The 22,357-nt window shown below is 75.4% G+C and carries 20 protein-coding genes; 11 read left to right on the top strand and 9 right to left on the bottom strand.

What is annotated here, in order from left to right:
* Positions 1-20 precede the first annotated feature (20 nt).
* From ACI79Z_RS13605 to ppk2, 3 genes are all read left to right on the top strand, one after another.
* Positions 21-1,364 carry an alkaline phosphatase gene (locus ACI79Z_RS13605; protein ID WP_387991835.1) on the top strand — a complete coding sequence of 448 codons (1,344 nt, stop codon included), beginning with the start codon at positions 21-23 and terminating at the stop codon, positions 1,362-1,364.
* A gap of 164 nt (positions 1,365-1,528) precedes the next feature.
* Positions 1,529-2,227: a hypothetical protein gene (locus ACI79Z_RS13600; RefSeq protein WP_456902924.1), complete on the top strand. Its 699-nt coding sequence runs from the start codon at positions 1,529-1,531 to the stop codon at positions 2,225-2,227.
* Between the two features lie 21 nt (positions 2,228-2,248).
* A complete protein-coding gene (gene ppk2 / locus ACI79Z_RS13595; RefSeq protein WP_387991829.1) occupies positions 2,249-3,316 on the top strand; it encodes a polyphosphate kinase 2 in 1,068 nt (355 codons plus the stop codon).
* Between the two features lie 60 nt (positions 3,317-3,376).
* On the opposite strand, the gene ACI79Z_RS13590 is transcribed toward ppk2, so the two are convergent.
* Positions 3,377-4,804 (bottom strand): amidase, encoded by a 1,428-nt coding sequence (locus ACI79Z_RS13590; protein ID WP_387991826.1) that lies wholly within the window; start codon positions 4,802-4,804, stop codon positions 3,377-3,379.
* A 64-nt stretch (positions 4,805-4,868) separates the two neighbouring features.
* On the opposite strand from ACI79Z_RS13590, the gene ACI79Z_RS13585 reads away from it, so the two are divergent.
* On the top strand, positions 4,869-6,578 hold the full coding sequence (locus ACI79Z_RS13585; RefSeq protein WP_387991823.1) for a DEAD/DEAH box helicase: 1,710 nt from the start codon (positions 4,869-4,871) through the stop codon (positions 6,576-6,578).
* Between the two features lie 9 nt (positions 6,579-6,587).
* Here ACI79Z_RS13585 and ACI79Z_RS13580 read toward each other — a convergent pair whose 3' ends face one another.
* The 3 genes from ACI79Z_RS13580 to yaaA form a co-directional block, all read right to left on the bottom strand.
* Positions 6,588-7,037, bottom strand: coding sequence for an iron chaperone (locus ACI79Z_RS13580; RefSeq protein ID WP_387991820.1), 450 nt, complete (start codon positions 7,035-7,037; stop codon positions 6,588-6,590).
* Positions 7,038-7,232: 195 nt separating this feature from the next.
* Positions 7,233-9,845: a SpoIIE family protein phosphatase gene (locus tag ACI79Z_RS13575; protein ID WP_456902923.1), complete on the bottom strand. Its 2,613-nt coding sequence runs from the start codon at positions 9,843-9,845 to the stop codon at positions 7,233-7,235.
* Between the two features lie 157 nt (positions 9,846-10,002).
* The gene (gene yaaA / locus ACI79Z_RS13570) at positions 10,003-10,752 is read right to left on the bottom strand and encodes a peroxide stress protein YaaA (RefSeq protein ID WP_387991814.1); all 750 of its coding nucleotides are present in this window, start codon (positions 10,750-10,752) and stop codon (positions 10,003-10,005) included.
* 220 nt (positions 10,753-10,972) lie between these two features.
* Between yaaA and fdhA the strand changes: the two genes are divergently transcribed.
* Positions 10,973-12,190: a formaldehyde dehydrogenase, glutathione-independent gene (gene fdhA, locus ACI79Z_RS13565; RefSeq protein ID WP_387991811.1), complete on the top strand. Its 1,218-nt coding sequence runs from the start codon at positions 10,973-10,975 to the stop codon at positions 12,188-12,190.
* A gap of 85 nt (positions 12,191-12,275) precedes the next feature.
* Here fdhA and ACI79Z_RS13560 read toward each other — a convergent pair whose 3' ends face one another.
* The 3 genes from ACI79Z_RS13560 to ACI79Z_RS13550 form a co-directional block, all read right to left on the bottom strand.
* On the bottom strand, positions 12,276-13,373 hold the full coding sequence (locus ACI79Z_RS13560) for a spore photoproduct lyase family protein (RefSeq protein ID WP_456902922.1): 1,098 nt from the start codon (positions 13,371-13,373) through the stop codon (positions 12,276-12,278).
* Positions 13,374-13,460: 87 nt separating this feature from the next.
* Complete coding sequence (locus tag ACI79Z_RS13555; protein ID WP_387991805.1) at positions 13,461-13,841, bottom strand: nuclear transport factor 2 family protein; 381 nt, start codon at positions 13,839-13,841, stop codon at positions 13,461-13,463.
* A gap of 54 nt (positions 13,842-13,895) precedes the next feature.
* Positions 13,896-14,249, bottom strand: a complete 354-nt coding sequence (locus ACI79Z_RS13550; protein WP_387991802.1) for an ArsR/SmtB family transcription factor — start codon at positions 14,247-14,249, stop codon at positions 13,896-13,898.
* Positions 14,250-14,351: 102 nt separating this feature from the next.
* On the opposite strand from ACI79Z_RS13550, the gene arsM reads away from it, so the two are divergent.
* Positions 14,352-15,104: an arsenite methyltransferase gene (gene arsM, locus ACI79Z_RS13545; protein ID WP_456902921.1), complete on the top strand. Its 753-nt coding sequence runs from the start codon at positions 14,352-14,354 to the stop codon at positions 15,102-15,104.
* Positions 15,101-15,508, top strand: coding sequence for an arsenate reductase ArsC (locus ACI79Z_RS13540; protein ID WP_456902920.1), 408 nt, complete (start codon positions 15,101-15,103; stop codon positions 15,506-15,508). Before arsM ends, ACI79Z_RS13540 begins: the two co-directional genes overlap by 4 nt.
* Positions 15,509-15,532: 24 nt before the next feature.
* Here the strand turns inward: ACI79Z_RS13540 and ACI79Z_RS13535 are convergent, their stop codons facing one another.
* Positions 15,533-17,002, bottom strand: coding sequence for an aldehyde dehydrogenase family protein (locus ACI79Z_RS13535; RefSeq protein ID WP_456902919.1), 1,470 nt, complete (start codon positions 17,000-17,002; stop codon positions 15,533-15,535).
* A 200-nt stretch (positions 17,003-17,202) separates the two neighbouring features.
* On the opposite strand from ACI79Z_RS13535, the gene ACI79Z_RS13530 reads away from it, so the two are divergent.
* The 4 genes from ACI79Z_RS13530 (at position 17,203) to ACI79Z_RS13515 (ending at position 21,349) form a co-directional block, all read left to right on the top strand.
* Complete coding sequence (locus ACI79Z_RS13530) at positions 17,203-18,096, top strand: TauD/TfdA dioxygenase family protein (protein WP_387991790.1); 894 nt, start codon at positions 17,203-17,205, stop codon at positions 18,094-18,096.
* Positions 18,097-18,223: 127 nt separating this feature from the next.
* Entirely contained in the window at positions 18,224-19,207 is a 984-nt protein-coding gene (locus tag ACI79Z_RS13525; protein WP_387991787.1) for a glycine betaine ABC transporter substrate-binding protein, read from the top strand.
* 1 nt (position 19,208) lies between these two features.
* Positions 19,209-20,417, top strand: coding sequence for a quaternary amine ABC transporter ATP-binding protein (locus ACI79Z_RS13520; protein WP_387991784.1), 1,209 nt, complete (start codon positions 19,209-19,211; stop codon positions 20,415-20,417).
* On the top strand, positions 20,414-21,349 hold the full coding sequence (locus tag ACI79Z_RS13515) for an ABC transporter permease (protein WP_387991781.1): 936 nt from the start codon (positions 20,414-20,416) through the stop codon (positions 21,347-21,349). Before ACI79Z_RS13520 ends, ACI79Z_RS13515 begins: the two co-directional genes overlap by 4 nt.
* A gap of 21 nt (positions 21,350-21,370) precedes the next feature.
* Here the strand turns inward: ACI79Z_RS13515 and ACI79Z_RS13510 are convergent, their stop codons facing one another.
* Complete coding sequence (locus ACI79Z_RS13510; protein WP_456902917.1) at positions 21,371-22,174, bottom strand: exodeoxyribonuclease III; 804 nt, start codon at positions 22,172-22,174, stop codon at positions 21,371-21,373.
* Positions 22,175-22,357: the final 183 nt, after the last annotated feature.

Below are 22,357 nucleotides of genomic sequence, written 5' to 3'. Positions count from 1 at the left end.
CCGGCGACGAGAGGACGACCATGACCGACCCGAGGACAGGACGGCGGCTGCGGACGGCCACCGTGGTGGCGGTGGCCGGCGGCACGCTCGCGCTGCTGCCCCTGACGGGGGCGTTCGCCGGTGGGGGCGGATCCGCGCACGGCGGCGGAGGACACGGCGGCGGCCACGCGGACGGGCACCCGCGCAGCGTCATCTTCATCACCGGCGACGGCATGGGCGCCGCCCACCGCGAGGCCGCCCGGCTCGACCAGGTCGGCTTCGACGGGCAGCTGGCGATGGACTCGCTGCCGATCGCCGGCCTGCAGACCACCGACGCGCGGGACCCGGAGGACACGGTCACCGACTCCGCGGCCGGGGCGTCGGCCTGGGCCACCGGCGTGAAGACCTACAACGGGGCGATCAGCGTCGACGTCGACGGCGAGCCGCTGCCGACCGTCGGGCAGCAGGTGGAGGACGCGGGCCTGGCCGGCGGCATCGTGACCACCGCGCAGGTCACCGACGCCAGCCCCGCGGCGTTCTTCGCCAACAGCACCGACCGTGCCGCGCAGGACGACATCGCCCGCCAGTACCTGGAGCGCAGCCGGCCCGAGGTGGTCCTCGGCGGCGGCGAGGACTGGTGGCTGCCCGCCGGCGACGAGGGCACCCACCCGCCGCGCACCGGCGACACGGAGGACCCGGAGGTGTCCCGCAGCACCCAGGGCGACCTGGTCGCGCGGGCGCAGGCGCAGGGCTACGAGTACGTGAGCACCGCCGAGGAGTTCGCCGCCGCCGGCTCCGGCCCGCTGCTCGGGCTGTTCGCCAACGAGGAGATGTTCCAGCAGCGGCCCGAGGGCCAGGGCGACGAGTTCGACCCCGCCGTGTCGCTCGCCGACATGACCACCAAGGCCCTCGACGTCCTCTCCCAGGACGAGGACGGCTTCTTCCTCCTCGTCGAGGAGGAGGCCGTCGACGAGATGGCGCACAACGACAACGGCACCCGCGTGCTCGAGGCCATGCGGTCCCTCGACGCGGCCGTCGCGGTGGCCCGAGCGTACGTGGCCGAGCACCCGGACACGCTGCTGGTCGTGACCGGCGACCACGAGACCGGTGGGCTCGCCATCGAGGACGTCGACCCCGAGGACGAGAGCGGCCCGGGCGGGACCCTCGACCCGTCGATCGCGGGCGGCACCGAGTCCGGCGAGGACGGCCCGTTCGCCGTCGCCGGCACCGGGGGCGCCCACGACTTCGCCCTCGACTGGACGACGACCGCGCACACCGGCGTCCCGACCGTCGTCACCGCGGAGGGCCCGGGCAGCGAGGACCTGACCGGCTACTACCCGAACACCCACCTGTACGACGTCGTGACGTCGGTGCTGTTCGGCTGAGCGCACCACCCCGGGGCCCAGGGCCGGCGCACCGCCGGTCCCGGGCCCCGGCCGTGGAGGGGTTCCCCGGGCCGTCGCGGGATCTCCGCACCGGCGTCACCCGGCGGACACCCGGGGCACCGACCCTGGCGCGCGGATCCCCGTCCCGGAACCTGGAGGGCCCCGTGGACCACGGCACCCCGTCCCCCGCCCGCACCGCGATGACCCCGGTGCTCGCCCGCACCGCCGTCCGCGCCGCCACCGCGACCTGGGGCGGCGCGCGCCGGCAGCAGCGGCTGCGGGTGTGCACCGCCGCCGACCTGCTCCTGGCGCGGGGCCTGCGCGTGCGGGTGGTCAACCCGGCGCTCGCCTGGCCGCGCGACCCCCGGCTCGTCGTCGCCAACGCCGCCGGCTGGACCGACGTCCTCGCACTGGCCACCGTCGTCCCCGGCACCCCGGTGGTCGACGCCGCGCTGGCCGGCACCCCGCTGCTGCGCGCGCTCGCCCGCCGGGGCGGGCTGCTGGTCGACGACGGCAGCGGCGCCGTCCGCGCCGAGGTCACGGCCCTGCTGCGCGCCGGGGGCACGGTCACCGCGCACCCCGGCGGCCCGGCGGAGGGGGACGACCCCGGCCGGTTCCGCGCCCGCGCGCTCGCCCCCGCCGTCGACGCGCAGGCCGCCGTCTGCCCGGTCGCCGTCCGCGAGGTGGACGGCGGCGTCGTCGAGGTCCACCTGCTGCCCGCCCTCGCGCCCGGCCGCGACGCCCGGGCGCTGGCCGCGCTCGCCGAGTACGCCGTCGCGCACGTGCTCGAGTCCGGGGCGCCCGCCCCGTCGCGCCCCGGGCGTGCCCGGTCCAGGGTGGGGTACGGCCGGTCCCGGACGTGACCGACCCGGGAGGGGGACCCCGTGCAGCCCGACACCGCCGTCGACCGCGATGCCGCGCAGGAAGGTGCCGCGCAGGAAGGTGCCGCGCAGGAAGAGGCCGTGCAGGACCGGGGAGGGGACCCTCCCGGCACCACCGAGGCGCCGAAGGAGGCCGAGGTCCTCGACCTGAGCCGCTGGCGGCTCAACGCCCTGCCCGACGAGGACAGCGACGAGGACTGGGACGACGACCGCGAGCTGTTCGACCCCGAGGGGCGGCGGGTCGAGACCTGGCGCGAGGGCTACCCCTACACCGAGCGCATGGAGCGCCGGGAGTACGAGATCGAGAAGCGCCGCCTGCAGATCGAGCTGCTGCACATGCAGAGCTGGGTGAAGGACACCGGGCAGAAGCTGGTCATCGTCTTCGAGGGGCGGGACGCCGCGGGCAAGGGCGGCACGATCAAGCGGTTCACCGAGCACCTCAACCCGCGCGGGGCCCGCGTGGTGGCGCTGGACAAGCCCTCCGAGCGCGAGCAGACGCAGTGGTACTTCCAGCGCTACGTGCAGCACCTGCCCGCGGCCGGCGAGATCGTGATGTTCGACCGGTCCTGGTACAACCGCGCCGGCGTCGAGCGGGTGATGGGCTACTGCACCGACGAGCAGTACCGGCAGTTCCTGCAGGACGCGCCGGAGTTCGAGCGGATGCTCGTCGACAGCGGCATCCTGCTGTTCAAGCTCTGGTTCTCGGTGTCCCGCGGGGAGCAGCGCAGCCGCTTCGTCGTGCGGCAGATCGACCCGGTGCGGCAGTGGAAGCTCTCGCCCACCGACCTCGCCAGCCTCGGCAAGTGGGACGCCTACACCGAGGCGAAGGAGGCGATGTTCCTCCACACCGACACGCAGCACGCGCCGTGGACGGTCATCAAGAGCAACGACAAGAAGCGCGCCCGGCTCGAGGCGATGCGGCACGTGCTGTGCCGGCTGGACTACGACGACAAGGACTGCGACGTCGTCGGGGACCCCGACCCGCTGATCGTCGGCTCGGCCGCCGACGTGCTGGAGGAGTCCTCCGACACCCCTATCGCCCCGCCGCCGCCCCGGGCGGTCCGTCGCTGAGGCCGTCGCTGCCCTCGTCTGCGGCTCTCTAGCGCCGGGGCTAGAGAGCCGCAGACGGCGTCAGAGCGCGGGCAGGCGGGGCGTCCCGAGCACCTGCTCGAGCGCGGCGGCCACCTCCAGCAGGCGCAGGTCGGCCCGCGGCGCGGCGACCACCTGCAGGCCCACCGGCAGGCCGTCGCCGGTGTACCCGCCGGGCAGCGACAGCGCCGGGCACCCGGTGGCCGAGACCAGCGTGCAGGAGCGCATCCAGCCCAGGTAGTCCGCCTGCGGCACGCCCGCGACCTCGGTGGGGTACTCCTGCTCCACCGGGAACGGCAGCACCTGGGTGGTCGGCGCCAGCAGCACGTCGAAGCGGTCGAAGAAGCCGACCACCTGCTCGTGCAGCCGGGTGTGCGCGAGCTCGGCCCGGGCGACGTCGGCCCCGCTGAGCGCCGCCCCGCGCGCAGCGTTGCGCCGGATGGCCTCCTTCACCTGCTCCGGCGAGCGGCGCACCACCTCGCCGTAGGTGGCCTCGAACAGCCAGGCCCGCAGGGTGCCGAACACCTCGTCGGCCTCGCGCAGGTCGGGGCAGGCCTCCTCGACGACGGCGCCCTGCGCCTCGAGCAGCCGCGGCACCTCCGCCAGCGCGCCCGTGACCTCCGGCTCGACCGGCACCAGCCCGCCGAGGTCCGGCGTCCAGGCCACCCGCAGGCCGCGCAGCTCCGCCGGGCGCGGCGCGGCGAACGACGCGCCGTCCTCGGACAGCGCGATCGGCACCCGCGGGTCGGGCCCGGCGATCGCCGACAGCGTCAGCGCGACGTCGCCGACCGTGCGGCCCATCGGCCCCTGCACCGACAGCGTCGCCCAGCCCAGCCCGGCGGGCCAGGTCGGCACCCGCCCGGGCGTGGGCCGCAGCCCGACCACGCCGCAGAACGCCGCCGGGTTGCGCAGCGAGCCGCCCATGTCGCTGCCCTCGGCCACCGGCACCAGCCCTGCGGCGAGCGCGGCCGCCGCGCCGCCGCTGGACCCGCCGGCCGACAGCCCGTGCCGCCACGGGTTGTGCGTGGCGCCGAAGAGCGGGTTGAACGTGTGCGAGCCGGCCGCGAACTCCGGCACGTTGGTCTTGCCCACCCGGACCGCGCCGGCCCGGCGCAGCCGCTCGACGACGAGCTCGTCGCGCGCCGGGACGGTGTCCGCGTGCAGCGGCGAGCCCCAGGTGGTCCGCATGCCGCCGGTGGCGTGGGTGTCCTTGTGCGCCACCGGCAGGCCGTGCAGCGGGCCGACCTCCTCCCCGGCCGCCAGCGCGGCGTCGGCGGCGTCGGCCGCGGCCCGGGCGCCCTCGGCGTCCAGGGTGACGATCGCGTTGACCTGCGGGTCGATCCGCTCGATGCGCGCCAGGTGCGCCTCCAGCAGCTCGCGCGCCGAGACCTCCTTCCCGCGCACGAGCGCGGCCAGCTCGGTGGCCGGGAGCAGGCAGAGGTCGTCGTCGACGGCGGGTGCGGGGGTCACCGGGGGAGGGTGCCACGCCGGGGTGCCGTGCCGGGGGTGGGCCACCGTGCCGGACACTGGGCGGGTGGACGGCGAGGACACCCAGCAGCAGGCCGACGAGACGGTTGCCCCCGACGGCGGGACCTTCGCCGACCTCGGCCTGCGGCCGGAGCTCCTGGCGGCGCTGTCGCGCCTCGGCTACGAGGAGCCGACCCCGATCCAGCGCGAGGCGGTGCCGCCGATGGTCGCCGGCCGCGACCTGCTCGGCCAGGCCGCCACCGGCACCGGCAAGACCGCCGCCTACGCGCTGCCGGTGCTGCAGCGGCTGCCCGACGACCGCCCCGGCGGCGACCCGCTGGCCCTGGTCCTGGTGCCCACCCGCGAGCTGGCCATCCAGGTGTCGGAGGCGCTGCACCGCTACGGCCGCGACCTCGGCGCCCGGGTGGTGCCGGTCTACGGCGGCCAGCCGATCCCGCGGCAGCTGCGGGCGCTGGAGGCCGGGGTGGACGTCGTCGTCGCCACCCCCGGGCGGGCGCTGGACCTGCTGCAGCGGGGCAGCCTGCACCTGGGCGGCGTCGCGACCGTGGTGCTCGACGAGGCCGACGAGATGCTCGACATGGGCTTCGCCGAGGACCTCGAGGCGCTGCTGGACGAGGTGCCCGAGGAGCGGCAGACGGTGCTGTTCAGCGCCACGATGCCGCGCCGGCTCGACAGCATGGCCCGCCGCCACCTGCGCGACCCCCTGCGCATCCAGGTCGCCCGCGAGGTGCCGGTGGCGGGTGAGGCGCCGCGGGTCCGGCAGACGGCGTTCGTCGTCGCCCGGGCGGCCAAGCCGGCGGCGCTGGGCCGGGTCCTCGACGTCGAGAGCCCGACGGCGGCCATCGTCTTCTGCCGCACCCGCGACGAGGTCGACGACCTCACCGAGACGCTCAACGGCCGCGGCTACCGCGCCGAGGCGCTGCACGGCGGGATGAGCCAGGAGCAGCGGGACCGGGTGATGGGCCGGCTGCGGTCGGGCACCGCGGAGCTGCTGGTGGCCACCGACGTCGCCGCCCGCGGGCTGGACGTCGAGCAGCTCACCCACGTCGTCAACTACGACGTCCCGGCCGCGGCGGAGACCTACGTGCACCGCATCGGCCGGGTCGGCCGCGCCGGCCGCGAGGGCGTGGCGATCACGCTGGTCGAGCCGCGGGCCCACCGGATGCTCAAGACGATCGAGCGGGTCACCGGCGCGCCGATCCACGTGGAACGCGTCCCCACGGTCGCCGACCTGCGGGCCCGCCGGCTGGAGCTGACCCGCGCCGCGCTGCGGGAGAGCCTGCTCGGCGACGACCTCGAGCGGTTCCGCGCCGTCGTCGAGACGCTCACCGACGAGTTCGACGTCGTGGAGGTGGCCCTGGCGGCGGTCAAGCTCGCCCACGAGGCCACCACCGGCCCGGACGACGACGAGGAGATCCCCGAGGTCACCCTGCGCCCGGAGCGCCCGCGGCGGGACGGCGACCGCGGTGACCGGGGCCAGGGCCGCCCGCCGCGCTCCCGGTCGGGCGGCGGGGACACCGAGCGGGTGTTCATCGGCGCCGGCCGCAGCGCCGGCGTCCGCCCGGGCGACCTGGTCGGCGCGATCGCGGGGGAGACCGGGCTGCGCGGCCGCGACGTCGGCGCGATCGAGATCGCCGAGCGGTTCAGCCTGGTCGAGGTGCCCGCCGCCGCCGCCGAGGAGGTCGTCACCGCGCTGCGCGCCAGCACGGTCAAGGGCCGGAAGGTGACCGTCCGCCGGGACAGGCAGCGGGAGTGACGGACTCGGTCAGGCGGTGGCGGTCCGCACCAGCGCGGTGACCCGCTCCTCCACCTCGGGACTCCAGCCCGTCAGCGCGAACGACACCGGCCAGAGGTCGCCGTCGTCGAGCCTCGCGGGGTCGTTGAAGCCGAGGGTCGCGTAGCGGGAGCCGAACTTGCCGGCGTCCTGGAAGAAGACGACGACCTTGCCGTCCGCGTCGGCGTAGGCGGGCATGCCGTACCAGGTCCTGGGGGCCAGGTGAGGGGCGTGCGTGGTGACCACCACGTGCACCCGCTCGGCGAGCGCCCGGTCCCCGGGGTCCATGGCCGCGATCCGGTCCAGGACGGCCTGCAGGCCGTCGGCCCGCTTCGCGCCCCTCCTCCCCTCGGCGCGCAGCTCGGCGGCGCGCTCCTTCATCGCGGCGCGCTCCTCGGCGGTGAAGCCGGTGGACTCCTGCTCGACGTCCTCCGTGGGCATCTCCAGCTCCCTCGGTGCTCTGCGGGGTCGTGCCACCGACGCTAGGGAGGGGCGGGTGCCGGGGGCTTCTCGATTCCTGACCGGATCCGGCGCCGGGCCTGCGCGGGACGAGCGCGGGGCCGGCGGGCCCTCCGGACCGTCGAGGGCCCGCCGGAGTGCTCAGCCTCGCCGGAGTGCTCAGCCTCGCCGGAGTGCTCAGCGCAGCGTCGGGCTCGCCGGGTCCTCGGGGACGACGTCGGGCACCCGGTTGGGGCCGGCGTCGGGCGGGCGCGGCCGGTCCTGCGGGTGCAGCCGGACCGCGACGAGCGCGACGTCGTCCTCGGGCCGGCCGTCCACCAGCCGGTACAGCACCTCGTCGAGCAGGTCGTCCAGCCGCTGCCCGGCGAGTTCCCGCAGCGCCTCGCGCAGCCGGGCCATGCCGGCGTCGAGGTCGGCGTCGCGGCGTTCGATGAGCCCGTCGGTGAACAGCAGCACGGTGGCGCCGCGGTCGAGGGTGACCACCGACTCCTCGCGGCGGGCGTCCGGGTCGACGCCGAGCAGCAGGTCGCCGCGCCAGGTGGCCAGCTCGGCCACGCTGCCGTCGGGGTTGATGACCAGCGGCGGCAGGTGCCCGGCGTTGGCCCAGCGCATCCGGGTGACGCCGCGCTCCCGCTCGTCCTGGGTCTGCTCGAAGCGGGCCACGGTGGCGGTGGCGAGGACGCGGGTCTGCAGCACGGCCATCGAGGCGTCCAGGCCGCGCAGCACCTCGCCGGGGCCGGCGTCGCTGTAGGTGGCGATGCCCCGCAGCAGGGCCCGCAGCTGCCCCATCGCGGCCGCGGCCTCGGTGTCGTGGCCGACGACGTCGCCGATGACCAGCATCGTCGCGCCGCCGGGCTGCAGGAACGCGTCGTACCAGTCCCCGCCGACCCGCGCGGCCTCGGCGGCCGGCAGGTAGCGGACGGCGATCTGGGCGTGGTCGGGCTCGGGCGGCTCGGTGAGCAGGCTGCGCTGCAGCCCCTCGGCGAGCGCCCGCTGCTGGCCGTAGAGGCGGGCGTTGTCCAGCGCCAGGCCGGCCCGGTCGGCGACGTCCTGGGCGGTGGCCAGGTCCTCGTCGCGCGGCGTCCAGCCCGCCCGCCAGTACAGCGTCATGACGCCGAGCGTGCGGTCGCGGCCGCGCAGCGGGATTGCGATCGCCGACTCGGGGGCCAGCGCGGTCAGCAGGTCGCGGGCGTCGCCCTCGGTGAGCAGGTCGCGCACGGCCTCGCCGCGCTCCATCACCGGCTCGCCGGTGAGCAGGGCGCGCATCAGCGGCGCGGTCGCCGGCATCGCGTCGAGCCGGACCGCGGCGTAGCGCTCCACCAGGGCGCGCTGTGAGGGGACGGCGTGCCAGTGCCCGACGTCGCGCGGGCGGCCGTCCGGGTCGACGACGGTGACGATGCACCAGTCGGCCAGCGCCGGGACCACCAGCCGCGGCAGGTGCCCGGTCGCGGTCTGGGGGTCGAGCGCGCCGGCGAGCTCGGCGCTGACCTGGGCCAGCAGGGCCAGCCGCTGGGCGGCGCGCTCGGCGCGGTCCTGCACGCGGCGGCGCTCGGTGACCTCGAGGAAATAGACCGACAGTCCCTCGGGGCTGGGCCAGGCGCGCAGCTCGTACCAGCCGTTGAGCGGCGCCGGGTAGTGCGCGTCGAACTGCACCGGCGTCCCGGTGCGCACGGCGGCGCGGTAGTTCTCCTCGAACGCGCTGGCGACCGCGGCCGGGAACGCCGTCCACAGCTCCTGGCCGATCAGCTCCTCGCGGCTGCGGCCCAGCAGCCGCTCGGCCTCGGCGTTGACGTGCGTGAACCGCCACTCGCGGTCGAGGGAGTAGAAGCCGGCCGGCATGGCCTCGAGCACGCGGGTGACCCGCATGCCCGCGGCCCGCTCGGCGGTGGTGTCGTAGGCGGCGCCGAGCACGCGGGTCGCCGCGCCGCGCTCGTCGGCCAGCGTGCGACCGCGGGCCTGCACCCAGCGGGTCTCGCCGCCCGGCCAGACCACGCGGTACTCGGCCTCGTAGTCGCCGCGGCTGTCGATGCTGGCCTGCAGCGCGTCCGTGACCCGCGGCAGGTCGTCGGGGTGGACCCGCGCGTTGAAGTCCTCGATGGTGCCGCCGAACTCCTCGGGCGCGTACCCGAACATCTCGACCAGCCGCGCGTCCCAGGTCAGCTCCCCGGTGACCAGGTCCCAGTCGAACGTGCCGATCCCGGCGGCGTCGATGGCCAGGCCCCAGCGCAGCCGGTCGCTCTCGTACTCGGTGCGCAGCGCCGCGAGCTCCAGCTCCGTGACGGCGGCCGCGGCGAGCTGGCGCAGGGTGGCGACGTCGGTGTCCGACCACGACCGCGGGGCGGGGGCGACGACGCACAGGACGCCGACCGTGTGGCCGGCGGAGTCGACCAGCGGGACGCCGAGGTAGGCGCCCACGGCCCCGGCGGCCACCTGCGGCAGCTCGGCCGCGCGGGGCTCGGCGTGGGCGTCGGGCACGACGAGGGGCGCGCGCTCGGCGGCGGCGACGGCGCAGGCGGTCGTCTCGAGCGGGACCTCGCTGCCGACCGTGCCCGGCGGCAGCCCGGCGCCGCTGACGACCACCTGGACGTCGTCGAGGAGGGACAGCTGGGCGACCGGGGCGCCGACCAGCCGGGCGGCGAGCTCGGCGAGGCGGTCGAGGACGACGCTGGCGTCATGCAGCCGCAACCGGCGCGCGGCCTCGGTGCGTGGGCGGTCGGCCTTGAGCAGTTCGGTGGCGTCGCGCAGACCCGGGACGTGCGGCTCCCCGGGGAGCTCAGACGTGTCGTCCACCGAAACCCTTCGCCCGGCTCGCGGCCGACTCCTCGTACACCGGCGGTCCGGCCGGTTCTGGGTCCGCACGCCGTGTACATCGTAAGCGACGCCTCATGCGGCCAACAGGGATCACGGGACGAACCCTTCGCCGTCACGCGACGTGACGACGCGCCCCTCATGCCGCCGTGGGCAGGACCAGGGTCAGCGCGTCCGCGCCGTCGTGTTCCACGTGCAACCCCGCCCGCCGCAGCAGCGTCCGCACCCGGCCCGCGTCGTCCGGCTCCGCCGTCGTCGTGGCCAGCAGGCGGGCCACCCGGCCCTTGTGGGCCTTGTTGGCGTGACTGACCACGGTCCGGCTGCCGTCGGCCCGCTCGCTCAGGACGTCGACGGTGACCGCGCCCGGGACGGGGGCCAGCGCCTGGTAGGCCCCGCTGCGCAGGTCGACGACGAGCTCACCGGAGTCCGCGAGCACCGGGCCGAGGAGCGGGCGCCACAGGGTGCGGAGGGTGGGCAGCCCGGGGAGCGCGGAGCCCGCGGACAGCCGGTAGGCCGGGATGGCGTCGGTGGCGCGGACCAGGCCGAACAGCGCCGACCCGACGGCGAGCCGGCGGTCGGCCCGGGCCCGCTGCGCGCGCGTCAGGGTGCGGACGGCGAGGGCGTCGTAGAGGACGCCGGTGTAGCGCTCGAGCGCGGGCCTGGTGGGGCTGGTGCACAGCGCGGCGTTGCGGGCCAGCTCGGCGTCCTGGCCGGGGGACAGGCCCAGCGCGGCGCGGGCGGCGGGCGGGTCGGCGGCCAGCCGGACCAGCGCCTCGACCAGCCGCGCGCGCAGCGGGGTGAGCTCCGGCGTGGAGAGGGCGGTCAGGTCGAGCGGGGCGCCGTCGCCGTCCGGGGACTTGGTCTCCGAGGGCGGGAGCAGTACGAGCACGACCGGCGACGGTACGTCGCAACGTGCCGTGGTCCGGGAAGGGGTCGGTGTCGCCGCCGAGACCGTCCCGTGACCCGGGCCACACTCTTTCCCCGCCGGACCCCGAGACCAGGAGTCCCGTCCTGGCGAGGGGAGCGGCACCAGGGCTGCGCCGGCCGGCGCGGCGACGGAGACGGTGTCCGGCACAGCGCCGTGCCGGCTGCCGAGAGGAGGCACGTCCGTGGCGAACAAGGCGGTCATGTACATGGGTCCGGGCAAGGTCGAGGTCGCGGACCTGGACTACCCGGGGCTCGAGCTCAAGGAGGGACCCGGGGTCAACCCGGCCAACGTCGGCCGCAAGACGCCGCACGGGGTCATCCTGCGGACGGTCGCCACCAACATCTGCGGCAGCGACCAGCACATGGTCCGCGGCCGGACGACGGCGCCCGAGCGGCTCGTCCTCGGCCACGAGATCACCGGCGAGATCGTGGAGAAGGGGCCCGACGTCGAGTTCCTCGAGGTCGGCGACATCGTCAGCGTGCCCTTCAACATCGCCTGCGGCCGCTGTCGCAACTGCAAGGAGGGCAAGACCGGCATCTGCCTGAACGTCAACCCCGACCGCCCCGGCTCCGCCTACGGCTACGTGGACATGGGCGGCTGGACCGGCGGGCAGGCCGAGTACGTGATGGTCCCCTACGCGGACTGGAACTGCCTGAAGTTCCCCGACCGGGACCAGGCGCTGGCGAAGATCCGCGACCTGACGATGCTGTCGGACATCTTCCCGACCGGCTACCACGGCTGCGTCACCGCCGGCGTGGGCACCGGCTCGACGGTCTACATTGCGGGTGCCGGCCCGGTGGGGCTCGCGGCGGCCGCCTCGGCGCAGCTGCTCGGTGCCGCCGTCGTCATCGTCGGCGACCTCAACGCCGACCGGCTGGCCCAGGCCCGCAGCTTCGGCTGCGAGACCGTCGACGTCTCCCAGGGCGACCCGAAGGACCAGATCGACCAGATCCTCGGCACGCCCGAGGTGGACTGCGGCGTCGACGCCGTCGGCTTCGAGGCGCGCGGGCACGGCTCGGACGCCTCCCGCGAGGCGCCGGCCACGGTCCTCAACTCGCTGATGGACATCACGCGGGCCGGCGGCGCGCTGGGCATCCCGGGCCTCTACGTGACCGGCGACCCGGGCGCGGTCGACGACGCGGCGAAGGAGGGGTCGCTGTCGATCCGGCTGGGCCTGGGCTGGGCGAAGTCGCACGCGTTCACCACCGGCCAGTGCCCGGTCATGCGCTACCACCGCCAGCTGATGATGGCGATCCTGCACGACAGGGTGCAGATCGCGAAGGCGGTCAACGCGACGGTGATCCCGCTCGAGGAGGCGCCGCGCGGCTACCAGGAGTTCGACCAGGGCGCGGCGAAGAAGTACGTGCTCGACCCGAACGGCCTCATCCCGGCCGCCTGATCCCGGTCGCCTGGCCCGACGATCATGGCGCCGTGACCGCCGCCGGCCGTCCGGCACGGTCCCGGCGCCGTGATCGCGGGCGGACTCAGGTCCAGTAGAGGAAACGGGCCCGGGGGAACCGGTCGGCGACGGCGGCCTCGAACCAGGGGCGCAGCTCGGCCATCGTCTCCCTCGGGTAGACGTGCTTGACCGAGCCGAACCTCCCGCGCTTGAGCGTGCGCGTCGACTCGTCCATCTCGAGCTTCGTCCGCGGGTACCAGTCGAGCAGCGTCTCCTTGCTGCCCGGCGTGAACCGGTGGGTGATGCACTCGACGGTGAGGTCGGCGTCCGCCGGCAGGGCCGCGGCGACGGCGTCGAGCAGGGCGCCGTACTCCTCGCGCCAGCCGTCCACCGGCATGATCGGCGCGATGGTCAGGCCGACCGGGTAGCCGGCGCGGGCGACGGCGGTCAGGGCGGCGATGCGCGCCCCGACCCGGGCCGTGGCGCCCTCGAACCGCCGAGCGACGGGGGCGGCGTTGAGGCTGAACCGGAGCCGGGTGCGCCCGCCGTGCGGCAGGTCCAGCAGCCCGGCGACGTCGTCGAACTTGGTGGTCGCCCGCAGCTGCACGGGGCCCGGCCACGCGTGGGTGCCGAAGTGCTCGACCATGCGGGCCAGGCCGCCGGTGAGGTGCTCGATCGCCAGCGGGTCGGTGTAGCAGGACGCCTCGAACGTCGTCCCCTCGCCGCCGCGCTCGAGCGTGCCGGAGGTGATGCGGCCCCGGCCGACGTAGTCGTCGAGGCCCTCGAGCACCTCGTCGAGGTCGGCCCACACGCGGGTGATCGGCGGGCCGGACAGCGACCCGGCGAGGTAGCAGTACTGGCAGTGCGCGGGGCAGCCCTCGGCCAGGTCGAGCCGGAAGTCCGCCGACGGCGGGATCGGCTGCAGCCGGCGCTTGGACGGCGGCGGGACGACCAGCGCCATCGTGTCCTTGGCGGCCATGAACGCCGCGCGGTCGTCGTCACCGCGCAGCGAGGGCAGCCGGTCACCGGGCAGCAGGTCGATCGCGTCGACACCGGCGGCCTCGAGGCGGCGCAGGACGCGCTGCCCGTGCGGGCGCTCGGCGGCCGAGCGGGTGACGAGGACGCGGCTGGGCGTCCACAGGCGGGTGGGGGAGGGGGCCCCGAGCAGGGCGGGCGCGGTCATCGACAGGTACAACACCGCGACGCCCCGGCCGATGCCCCTGCGCGGGACGTCCCCGCAGGTCAGCCCGTGAGTCGGGCCACTCCCGGATCAGGGTGCCGCCCGCCAGCGCGCCCGCCACCCGGGCGCCTCCCAGGCCTCGCCGACGTAGATCGTCTCGCGGGACACCCGGTCTCCCCGGAACTCGTAGACGGCCGGTCCGTACATCCACGGGCCACCGTCGTAGCGGGCGCGCACCTCCACCACCCAGAAGTCGTCCCGCCCCCGCACACGGACGATCTCGAGGTCGACCTGGGCCGGGTACTCCCGGCGCCACTCCCGGAAGTTCGCCACGCCCTCGAACCGCTCACCGGACTGCGGGAACTCGAGGACGGCGTCCTCGTGGTAGATCTCGCTGGCGCGGTCCTCGTCGCCCGCCGCGCTGTGACGGATGTAGTGCTCCAGCGCGGCCCGGACCGACTGCTCGTCCATGACCCGATGCTGCCCGCCGCATCCCCGGACGTCGACGGGTACCGGGGCGCGGACTCAGGACGCGGCGGTGGTGAGGACCGCGGCGAGGGAGTCCAGAGCGCCGGGTACGAGCGCGTAGTAGGCCCACACGCCGCGCTTCTCGCGGGTGAGCAGGCCGGCGTCGACGAGGACCCGGAGGTGGTGCGACACCGTCGGCTGGGACAGGCCGAGGGGCTCGACGAGGTCGCAGACGCAGGCCTCACCGCCGTCGTGGGCGGCCACCAGCGACAGCAGCCGGAGCCGCGCCGGGTCGGCGACGGCCTTGAGCGTCCCGGCCAGGGTGGCGGCGTCCGCGGCGCTCAGGGGTGCGCGGACCGGCGGCGCGCAGCACGCGTCCGTCCCCGGGGTGAGCGGCAGCGACGTCGGCACGGCGCCAGTGTCGCACCGGACATCCACGGACGTCGATATCGACAGGCGTCGATGTGTGTGGCACCGTCCTGTCATCGACGTTCATCGATGCGTGGAGGGGCCATGACCGGGACCGAGGCGGACCTGCGGGAGCAGGTCCGGGCGCGTTACGCCGCGGCCGCGCAGGAGGTCGGCGGCTGCTGCGGTCCGGCGGCCGGGGACGACGGGCGCTTCGGCGCCGGCCTGTACGACGCCGAAGCCACCGAGGGGCTCCCCGAGGAGGCCGTGCTGGCGTCGCTCGGCTGCGGCAACCCGGTCGCCGTCGCCGACCTGCGCGAGGGGGAGCGGGTGCTCGACCTGGGCTCCGGCGGGGGCATCGACGTGCTGCTCTCGGCCCGCCGCGTCGGCCCCACGGGCTTCGCCTACGGCGTGGACATGACCGACGAGATGCTCGATCTCGCCCGCGCCAACGCGGCGGAGGCCGGCGCGACGAACGTGGAGTTCCGCAGGGGCACCATCGAGGACCTGCCGCTCGAGGACGCGAGCGTCGATGTCGTCATCTCCAACTGCGTCGTGAACCTGTCGACCGACAAGGCCGCGGTGCTCGCCGAGACGTTCCGCGTGCTCGCCCCCGGCGGGCGCATCGGCATCTCCGACGTCGTCGCCGAGGACTCCGTGAGCCCGGCCGAGCGCGCCGAGCGCGGCTCCCACGTCGGCTGCATCGCCGGCGCCCTGTCCCGGTCCGAGTACCTCGACGGGCTGGCCGCGGCCGGCTTCGCCGACGCCTCGGTCACCTTCACGCACGAGGTCGCGCCCGGCCTGCACGGCGCGATCGTGCGGGCGGTCAAGCCCCCGTCTGCGACGGTGGTCCCGTGACCGCCCGCCCCAGTGTCCTGTTCGTCTGCGTGCACAACGCCGGCCGCTCCCAGATGGCCGCCGGCTGGCTGCGCCACCTCGCCGGGGACGCCGTCGAGGTGCGCTCGGCCGGCTCCCTGCCCGCCGACCGGGTCAACCCCGCGGCCGTCGAGGCCATGGCCGAGGTCGGCATCGACGTCACCGCCCAGCGGCCGAGGGTGCTCACCACCGAGGCGGTCGAGGCCTCCGACGTCGTCGTCACCATGGGCTGCGGCGACGCCTGCCCGGTCTTCCCCGGCAAGCGCTACCTCGACTGGGGGCTCGAGGACCCGGCCGGCAGGGGCGTCGAGGCCGTGCGGCCCATCCGCGACGAGATCGAGCGGCGGGTCCGCGCGCTGGTCGCCGAGCTGGTGCCCGTTCGCTGACCCGCCGGGCCCGACGGGCGGAGCTCAGTCGAGCCAGCCGCTGCGGCCCGGCGACCGCCGCCGCCACACGTGCTTGAGCTCGCGGTACTCGGCCAGCCCGGTGGGCCCGAGCTCCCGCCCGACGCCGGACTGCCCGCGCCCGCCCCACTCCGCCCCGGGGACGTACGGGTGGTAGTCGTTGATCCACACCGTGCCGCAGCGCAGGGCGGCGGCCACCCGCTCGGCGCGCTCCTCGTCGCCGGTCCACACCGCCCCGGCCAGGCCGTACACGGTGTCGTTGGCCAGCGCGACCGCCTCCTGCTCGTCGGTGAAGGTCTCCACGGTGAGGACCGGGCCGAAGACCTCCTCGCGGACGACGGCCGTGTCCCGCCGGCACCCGGTCAGCACCGTCGGCCGGTAGAAGAAGCCGTCCCGCAGCGCGGGGTCCTCCGGACGGCGTCCGCCGGCGGCCAGGACCGCGCCGTCGGCCAGGGCCCCGGCGACCATCCCCTCGGTCCTCGCCCGCTGCGCCGCCGAGATCAACGGCCCTGACTGGGTGCGCTCGTCCCGCCCGTCGCCGAGCCGGATCGCCTCCGCGCCGGCGGCCAGGCCGGCCACGACGGCGTCGTGCACGTCGGCGTGCACGATCAGCCGCGAGCCGGCCGAGCAGACCTGCCCCGCGTGCAGGAACGCCGCGTACAGGGCGTTGTCGACCGCGACGTCCACGTCGACGTCGGGGAAGACGACGTTCGGGTTCTTGCCGCCGAGCTCGCAGTGCACCCGCTTCACGGTGTCCGCGGCGGCGCGCAGGACGGCGCGGCCGGTGGCGGTGCCGCCGGTGAAGCTGACCAGGTCGACGCCGGGGTGCGCGACCAGCGCCGCCCCCACCTCCCCGTCGCCGAGCACCAGGTTGACCACCCCCGAGGGGAGACCCGCCTCGGCCAGCAGGGACAGCAGGTGCGCGGTGGTCAGCGGCGTGAGCTCGCTGGGCTTGACCACCGCCGTGCAGCCGGCCGCGAGCGCGGGGGCGAGCTTCCAGGAGATCTCGAGCAGCGGGTAGTTCCACGGCGTGACCAGCGCGCACACGCCGGCGGGCTCGGCGACGACCCGGCTGTCGACGCCCGGGCCCGCGTCGACCACCCGCGAGACGTCGACGACCGCCAGCCCGGCGTAGTACCGCAGCACCGCGACCACGTCGTCGACGTCGGCCCGGCTCTCGCGCAGGGTCTTGCCGGTGTCGCGCGTCTCCAGCAGCGCGACGTGCTCGCGGTCGCGGACCAGCAGGTCCGCGGTGCGGTGCAGCAGGTCCGCGCGCTCGGCCGCGGGCAGGCCGGACCACTTCCCGGACTCGAACGCCGCCCGCGCCGCCGCGACCGCGCGGTCGACGTCGCCGGGCGTCGCGGCGTCGTGCGCGACCACGAGCGACCCGTCGAACGGGGCGAGGACCCGCAGGACGCGGCCGGAGCGGGCGTCCTGCCACGTCCCGTCGATGAACAGCGAGCCGGGCACGGACACGGCGGGACCCCTCGTCGTCAGGAGGCGGGAACACCCGCTACGGTAATCCCCATGCAGTCGGTCGGGATTGTGCGGATTGCGCTCGTCGAGCGCCGGCACGTCGACCTGCTGCGGTGCGCGAGCGCGCTCTGTCGGGCCTGAGTCCCGTCCCCGGTCCTCGGCCCCGTCCGCTCGTCCGCACCCATCCCTGGAGACCTCGCATGACCCTGCTCGCTGCTGCCCCGACCACGCCCGCCGACCTCGACGGCGGCGTCCTCGACCTCGAGCGCCTGGAGCCGACCATCGGCGCCCGGGTCCACGGCGTCGACCTCGCCCGTGCCACCGACGAGCAGGTCCGGGCGATCCGGGCCGCGCTCGCCGAGTACAAGGTGCTGTTCTTCGCCGGCCAGCACGACCTGCACCCCGACGGCCAGATCGCCCTCGGCCGCCGCCTGGGCGAGGTCACCGAGTCGCACCCGGTCGTCCCGGGCGTCGACGAGCAGCACCCGGAGATCTACGCGCTCGACAGCGCGACCGGTGGCTTCGCCGACGTCTGGCACACCGACGTCACCTTCGTGCGCCGGCCGCCGCTGGGATCGGTCCTGCGGGCCGTCGTCCTCCCGCCGACCGGCGGCGACACCCAGTGGGCCGACCTGGAGCTGGCCTACCGCTCGCTGTCCGAGCCGCTGCAGCGCCTGGCCGACCAGCTCGTCGCCGTGCACGACGGCACCCGCGAGTTCGGCTACTACATCGCCCAGCGCGAGGAGCGCACGAAGTGGGAGGGCGAGGAGTACCGCGCCCTCGTCCCCGTCGCGCACCCGGTCGTGCGCGTGCACCCCGAGACCGGCCGCAAGGGGCTGTTCGTCAACCCCGGCTTCGTCTCGCACATCGAGGGCGTCTCCGACGCCGAGAGCCGGTACCTGCTCGACCTGTTCTACGCGCACATCACCAAGCCGGAGCACGTCGTGCGGCACCGCTGGTCCGTCGGTGACGTCGTGATGTGGGACAACCGGTCGACGGTGCACTACGCCAACCGCGACTACGGCGACCAGCGCCGTGTCATGCACCGCATCACCCTCCGGGGCGACGCCCCGGTCGGGCCCGCCGCCGTCTGACCCCGGCCGCCGCCCTCCCCGACCGACCGCGGTACGAGGCGCAGGCTCCTCCAGGGGGCCTGCGCCTCGTACTGTGCCCACACCTGCTGCGGCCCGTCAGGGCCCACGTCCCCAGGAAGAGGACCCCATGCAGCACACTCCCCTCCGCCCCCGCACCTCCGCCGTGGTGCTCACCGCCCTGCTGACCGCAGCCCTCGCCGGGTGCACGAGCGAGGAGGCGGGCTCCGGCGGCAGTGGCAGTGGCAGTGGCACCGGCAGCGGCGGTGGCGACGGCATCACCGTCCAGACCGCCCAGTTCAGCTGGACCGCCGCCGGCCTGACCAACGGCATCCTGGGCGAGATCGCCGCCGACAACCCCGACCTCGGCGTCGCCTCGCTGGCGACCACCCAGCTCGACCCGGCCGCCGCCTGGGCCGGCGCCGCGCGCGGTGACATCGACCTGCTCACCGAGGTGGCCCTGCCCAACCAGCAGGAGCTGGCCGACTCGGCCGCCGACCGGGTCGAGATCGTCTCGGAGACCTACGGCGACGCCGCGCAGGGCTGGTTCGTGCCGGCCTACGCCGTCGAGCCGGGCGGGCCGCTGGAGGGGCTGACCAGCGTCACCCAGCTCAACGACTACGCCGAGGAGCTCGGCGGCAAGTTCTACGACGCCGACCCCGGCTACATCACCACCGAGCAGAACGCCAAGCGGCTCCAGGGCTACGGCATCGAGCTGGAGCACGTCGTCTCCAGCGAGGCGGCCGAGCTCGCCCAGCTGGAGAACAGCTACAGCCGCGAGGAGCCGATCGTGCTGTACCTGTACCACCCGCACGCGGTCTTCGCGCAGTACGACATGGTGCAGCTCGAGGAGCCCACGCCCTACACCGAGGGCTGCCTCACCGAGGGGAACGGCGCCTGCGCGATGCCCTCCTACAGCGCCAACATCGCCGCCAGCGACGAGCTGCGGGACCAGGCCCCGGGCTTCGTCGAGCTGCTGACGAACTTCCGCATCTCGGTCGAGGAGATGGAGGAGATGCAGAAGCAGGTCGACGTCGACGGTGAGGACGTGGCCACGGTGGCGCGCGAGTGGGTCGACGCCCACGGCGACCAGATCGACGAGTGGATCGGCTGACGTGACCGCGCCGGTGCTGCGCGTCTCGGGCCTGACCAAGGTCTTCGGGGCGCGGGAGCAGGAGGCCCTGCGGTTGGCCGGGGAGGGGCTCGGGCGCGACGAGATCCAACGCCGCACCGGGGCGACGCTCGCCGTCCACGACGTCAGCTTCGCCGTCGAGCGCGGGGAGCTCTTCGTCGTCATGGGGTTGTCGGGCTCGGGCAAGTCCACGCTGGTCCGCCTGCTCAACCGGCTCATCGAGCCCAGCGCCGGCACCGTCGAGGTCGAGGGCCGGGACCTGCGGGCGCTCGACGACGCGCAGCTGCGCGCGGTCCGCAACGAGAAGATCAGCATGGTCTTCCAGCACTTCGCGCTGATGCCGCACCGCACGGTCCGCGAGAACGCCGCCTACGCGCTCAAGGTCCGCGGCGCGAGCGCGGCCGAGCAGCGCGAGCGGGCGGACTGGGCGCTGGGGACGGTGGGGTTGCTGGAACGGGCCGACGCCCGGCCCGACGAGCTGTCCGGCGGCATGCGCCAGCGCGTGGGCCTGGCCCGCGCGCTGGCCGCGGACTCGGAGGTGCTGCTCATGGACGAGCCGTTCTCCGCGCTGGACCCGCTGATCCGCCGCGACATGCAGGACCTGCTGGAGCGCCTGCAGGCGGAGCTGGCGAAGACCATCGTGTTCATCACCCACGACCTCAACGAGGCCATGCGGCTGGGCGACCGGATCCTCATGCTCAAGGACGGGCGGACGGTGCAGCTCGGCACCGGGCCGGAGATCATCTCCGCGCCCGCCGACGACTACGTCGCCGACTTCACCTCCGACGTCGACCGGACCCGGGTGCTCACCGCGGGCGACCTGCTCCGCGAGCCCCGGCTGACCGCCCGGCTCGGCGACGCGCCCGGCGACGTGCTCAAGGCGCTGGGTGCGGCCGAGGCCAACGGCGTCTACGTCCTCGACGACGGCGGGCGGATCGCCGGCGTCGCCCGCGACGACCTGCTCGCCCGCGCGGTGCAGGAGGGCCGGTCCGCCCTCGGCCCGCGCGAGCTGGTCCCCGACCACGCGACCATCGCGGCCGACCGCCCGGTCGTCGAGTTCGTGCACCTGGTCGGGCGGCACCCCGTGCCGCTCGGCGTCGTCGACGACGGCGGGCGGCTGCTCGGCGTCGTCCCGCGGGCCGCGGTGCTCGACGCGCTGTCGGCCGTCCCGGTCCGGGGGAGGCGCCCGTGATCCCGCACATCCCGCTCGGCCAGTGGGTCGCCGACCTCATCGACTGGCTGCTCGCCACCGTCCCGTGGCTGTTCGACGCCATCTCGAACGTCATGCAGGTCCTCGTGGACGGGCTCACCGACGTGCTGGTCTCCCCGCCGCCGGTGGTGTGGATCGTGGTCTTCACGGTGCTCGCCCTGCTGCTGCGCGGCCCGTGGCTGGCGCTCTACACCGTCCTGGCGTTCCTGCTGGTGGTCTCGCTGGAGCTGTGGGTCGAGACCATGCAGACCCTCGCGCTGGTGCTCGTGGCCGCGGTCATCGCCGCGGCGATCGGGATCCCCCTCGGGATCCTGGCGGCCCGCTCCCGGGCGGTGAGCATGACGGTCCGGCCGGTGCTCGACTTCATGCAGACGCTGCCGGTGTTCGTCTACCTGATCCCCGCCGTCTTCTTCTTCGGCGTGGGCGTCGTGCCGGGCGTCGTGGCGACCATCCTGTTCGCCATCCCGCCGGGCGTGCGGCTGACCGAGCTGGGCATCCGGCAGGTCGACCGCGAGGTGGTGGAGGCGGCGCAGGCCTTCGGCGCCCGCCCGGGACAGGTGCTGCGCGAGGTCCAGCTGCCGCTGGCGCTGCCGTCGATCATGGCCGGCGTCAACCAGGTGATCATGCTGGCGCTGTCCATGGTCGTCACCGCCGGCCTGCTCGGCGCGGCCGGCCTGGGCGCGGTGGTGGTGCGGGCGGTCACCCAGCTCGACGTCGCCAGCGGCTTCGAGGGCGGCCTGGCCGTCGTCCTGCTGGCCATCTTCCTCGACCGGCTGACCGCGTCCTTCGGGCAGCAGACCGCCCTGTCGCGGGTGCTGCGCCTGCGCCGGCGGCCCGCCGAGCGGGCCCCGGCGGCCCGGGCCACGGAGCCCGAGGTCGCGTCGTCGCCCGCCGGTGCGCGCGTGACCACCTGACGGCGGCCGCCCGCCGGACCCTCAGTCCGCCAGCTCGACCACCACGGGGGCGTGGTCGCTGGCGCCCTTGCCCTTGCGCTCCTCGCGGTCGATGAGCGCCCCGCTCACCCGGGCCGCCAGCGACGGGGTGCCGAGCACGAAGTCGATCCGCATGCCCTCGCGGCGGGGGAAGCGCAGCTGCGTGTAGTCCCAGTACGTGTAGACGCCGGGCCCGGGGGCCAGCGGCCGGACGACGTCGGCGTACCCGGCGTCGACGACGGCGCGGAACGCCTCCCGCTCGGGCACCGAGACGTGCGTCGAGTGCGCGAAGACGCTCATGTCCCACACGTCCTCGTCCTGGGGGGCGATGTTCCAGTCGCCGACCAGCGCGACCTGCGCGGCCGGGTCCGCGGCCAGCCAGCCGCCGGCCGCGGTGCGCAGCGCGGCCAGCCACTCGAGCTTGTAGTCGTAGTGCGGGTCGCCGAGCTGCCGGCCGTTGGGCACGTACAGGCTCCACACCCGCACCCCGCCGCAGGTGGCGCCGAGCGCGCGGGCCTCGGCGGCGGGCTCGGCACCCTCCTTGGCCGCCCACGTCGGCATGCCGGGGAACCCCACCTCGACGTCGGCCAGCCCGACCCGGGAGACGACGGCGACGCCGTTCCACTGCGAGTGGCCGACGTGCGCCACCTCGTAGCCGAGCTCGGTGAACCGCTCCTCGGGGAACTGGTCGTCGCGGCACTTGGTCTCCTGCAGCGCCAGGACGTCGACGTCGCGGCGCTGCAGCCAGGCCGTCACCCGGTCGACCCGGGTCCGGATGGAGTTGACGTTCCAGGTGGCGAGGCGCACGGTCCCCGAGCCTATGGGGCACCGGGGGTGACCGCCGGGGCCCGTCCGGGCACCGCCCGTGACCAGGGGAGACGCACCTCACGCCCGTTCGGGTGCCCGGGGGCGGTGCTGGGTACGGAGACGCCCGTGACCGCCAGCCGCGAGTGGGATCATGGCCGGATGACCAGGACCCGTGGGAGCGAG

This window comes from Geodermatophilus sp. SYSU D00663 (genome assembly GCF_054050655.1).
Note: the sequence above shows the minus strand (reverse complement) of the source record. Positions and strands in the feature narration are given on the sequence as shown.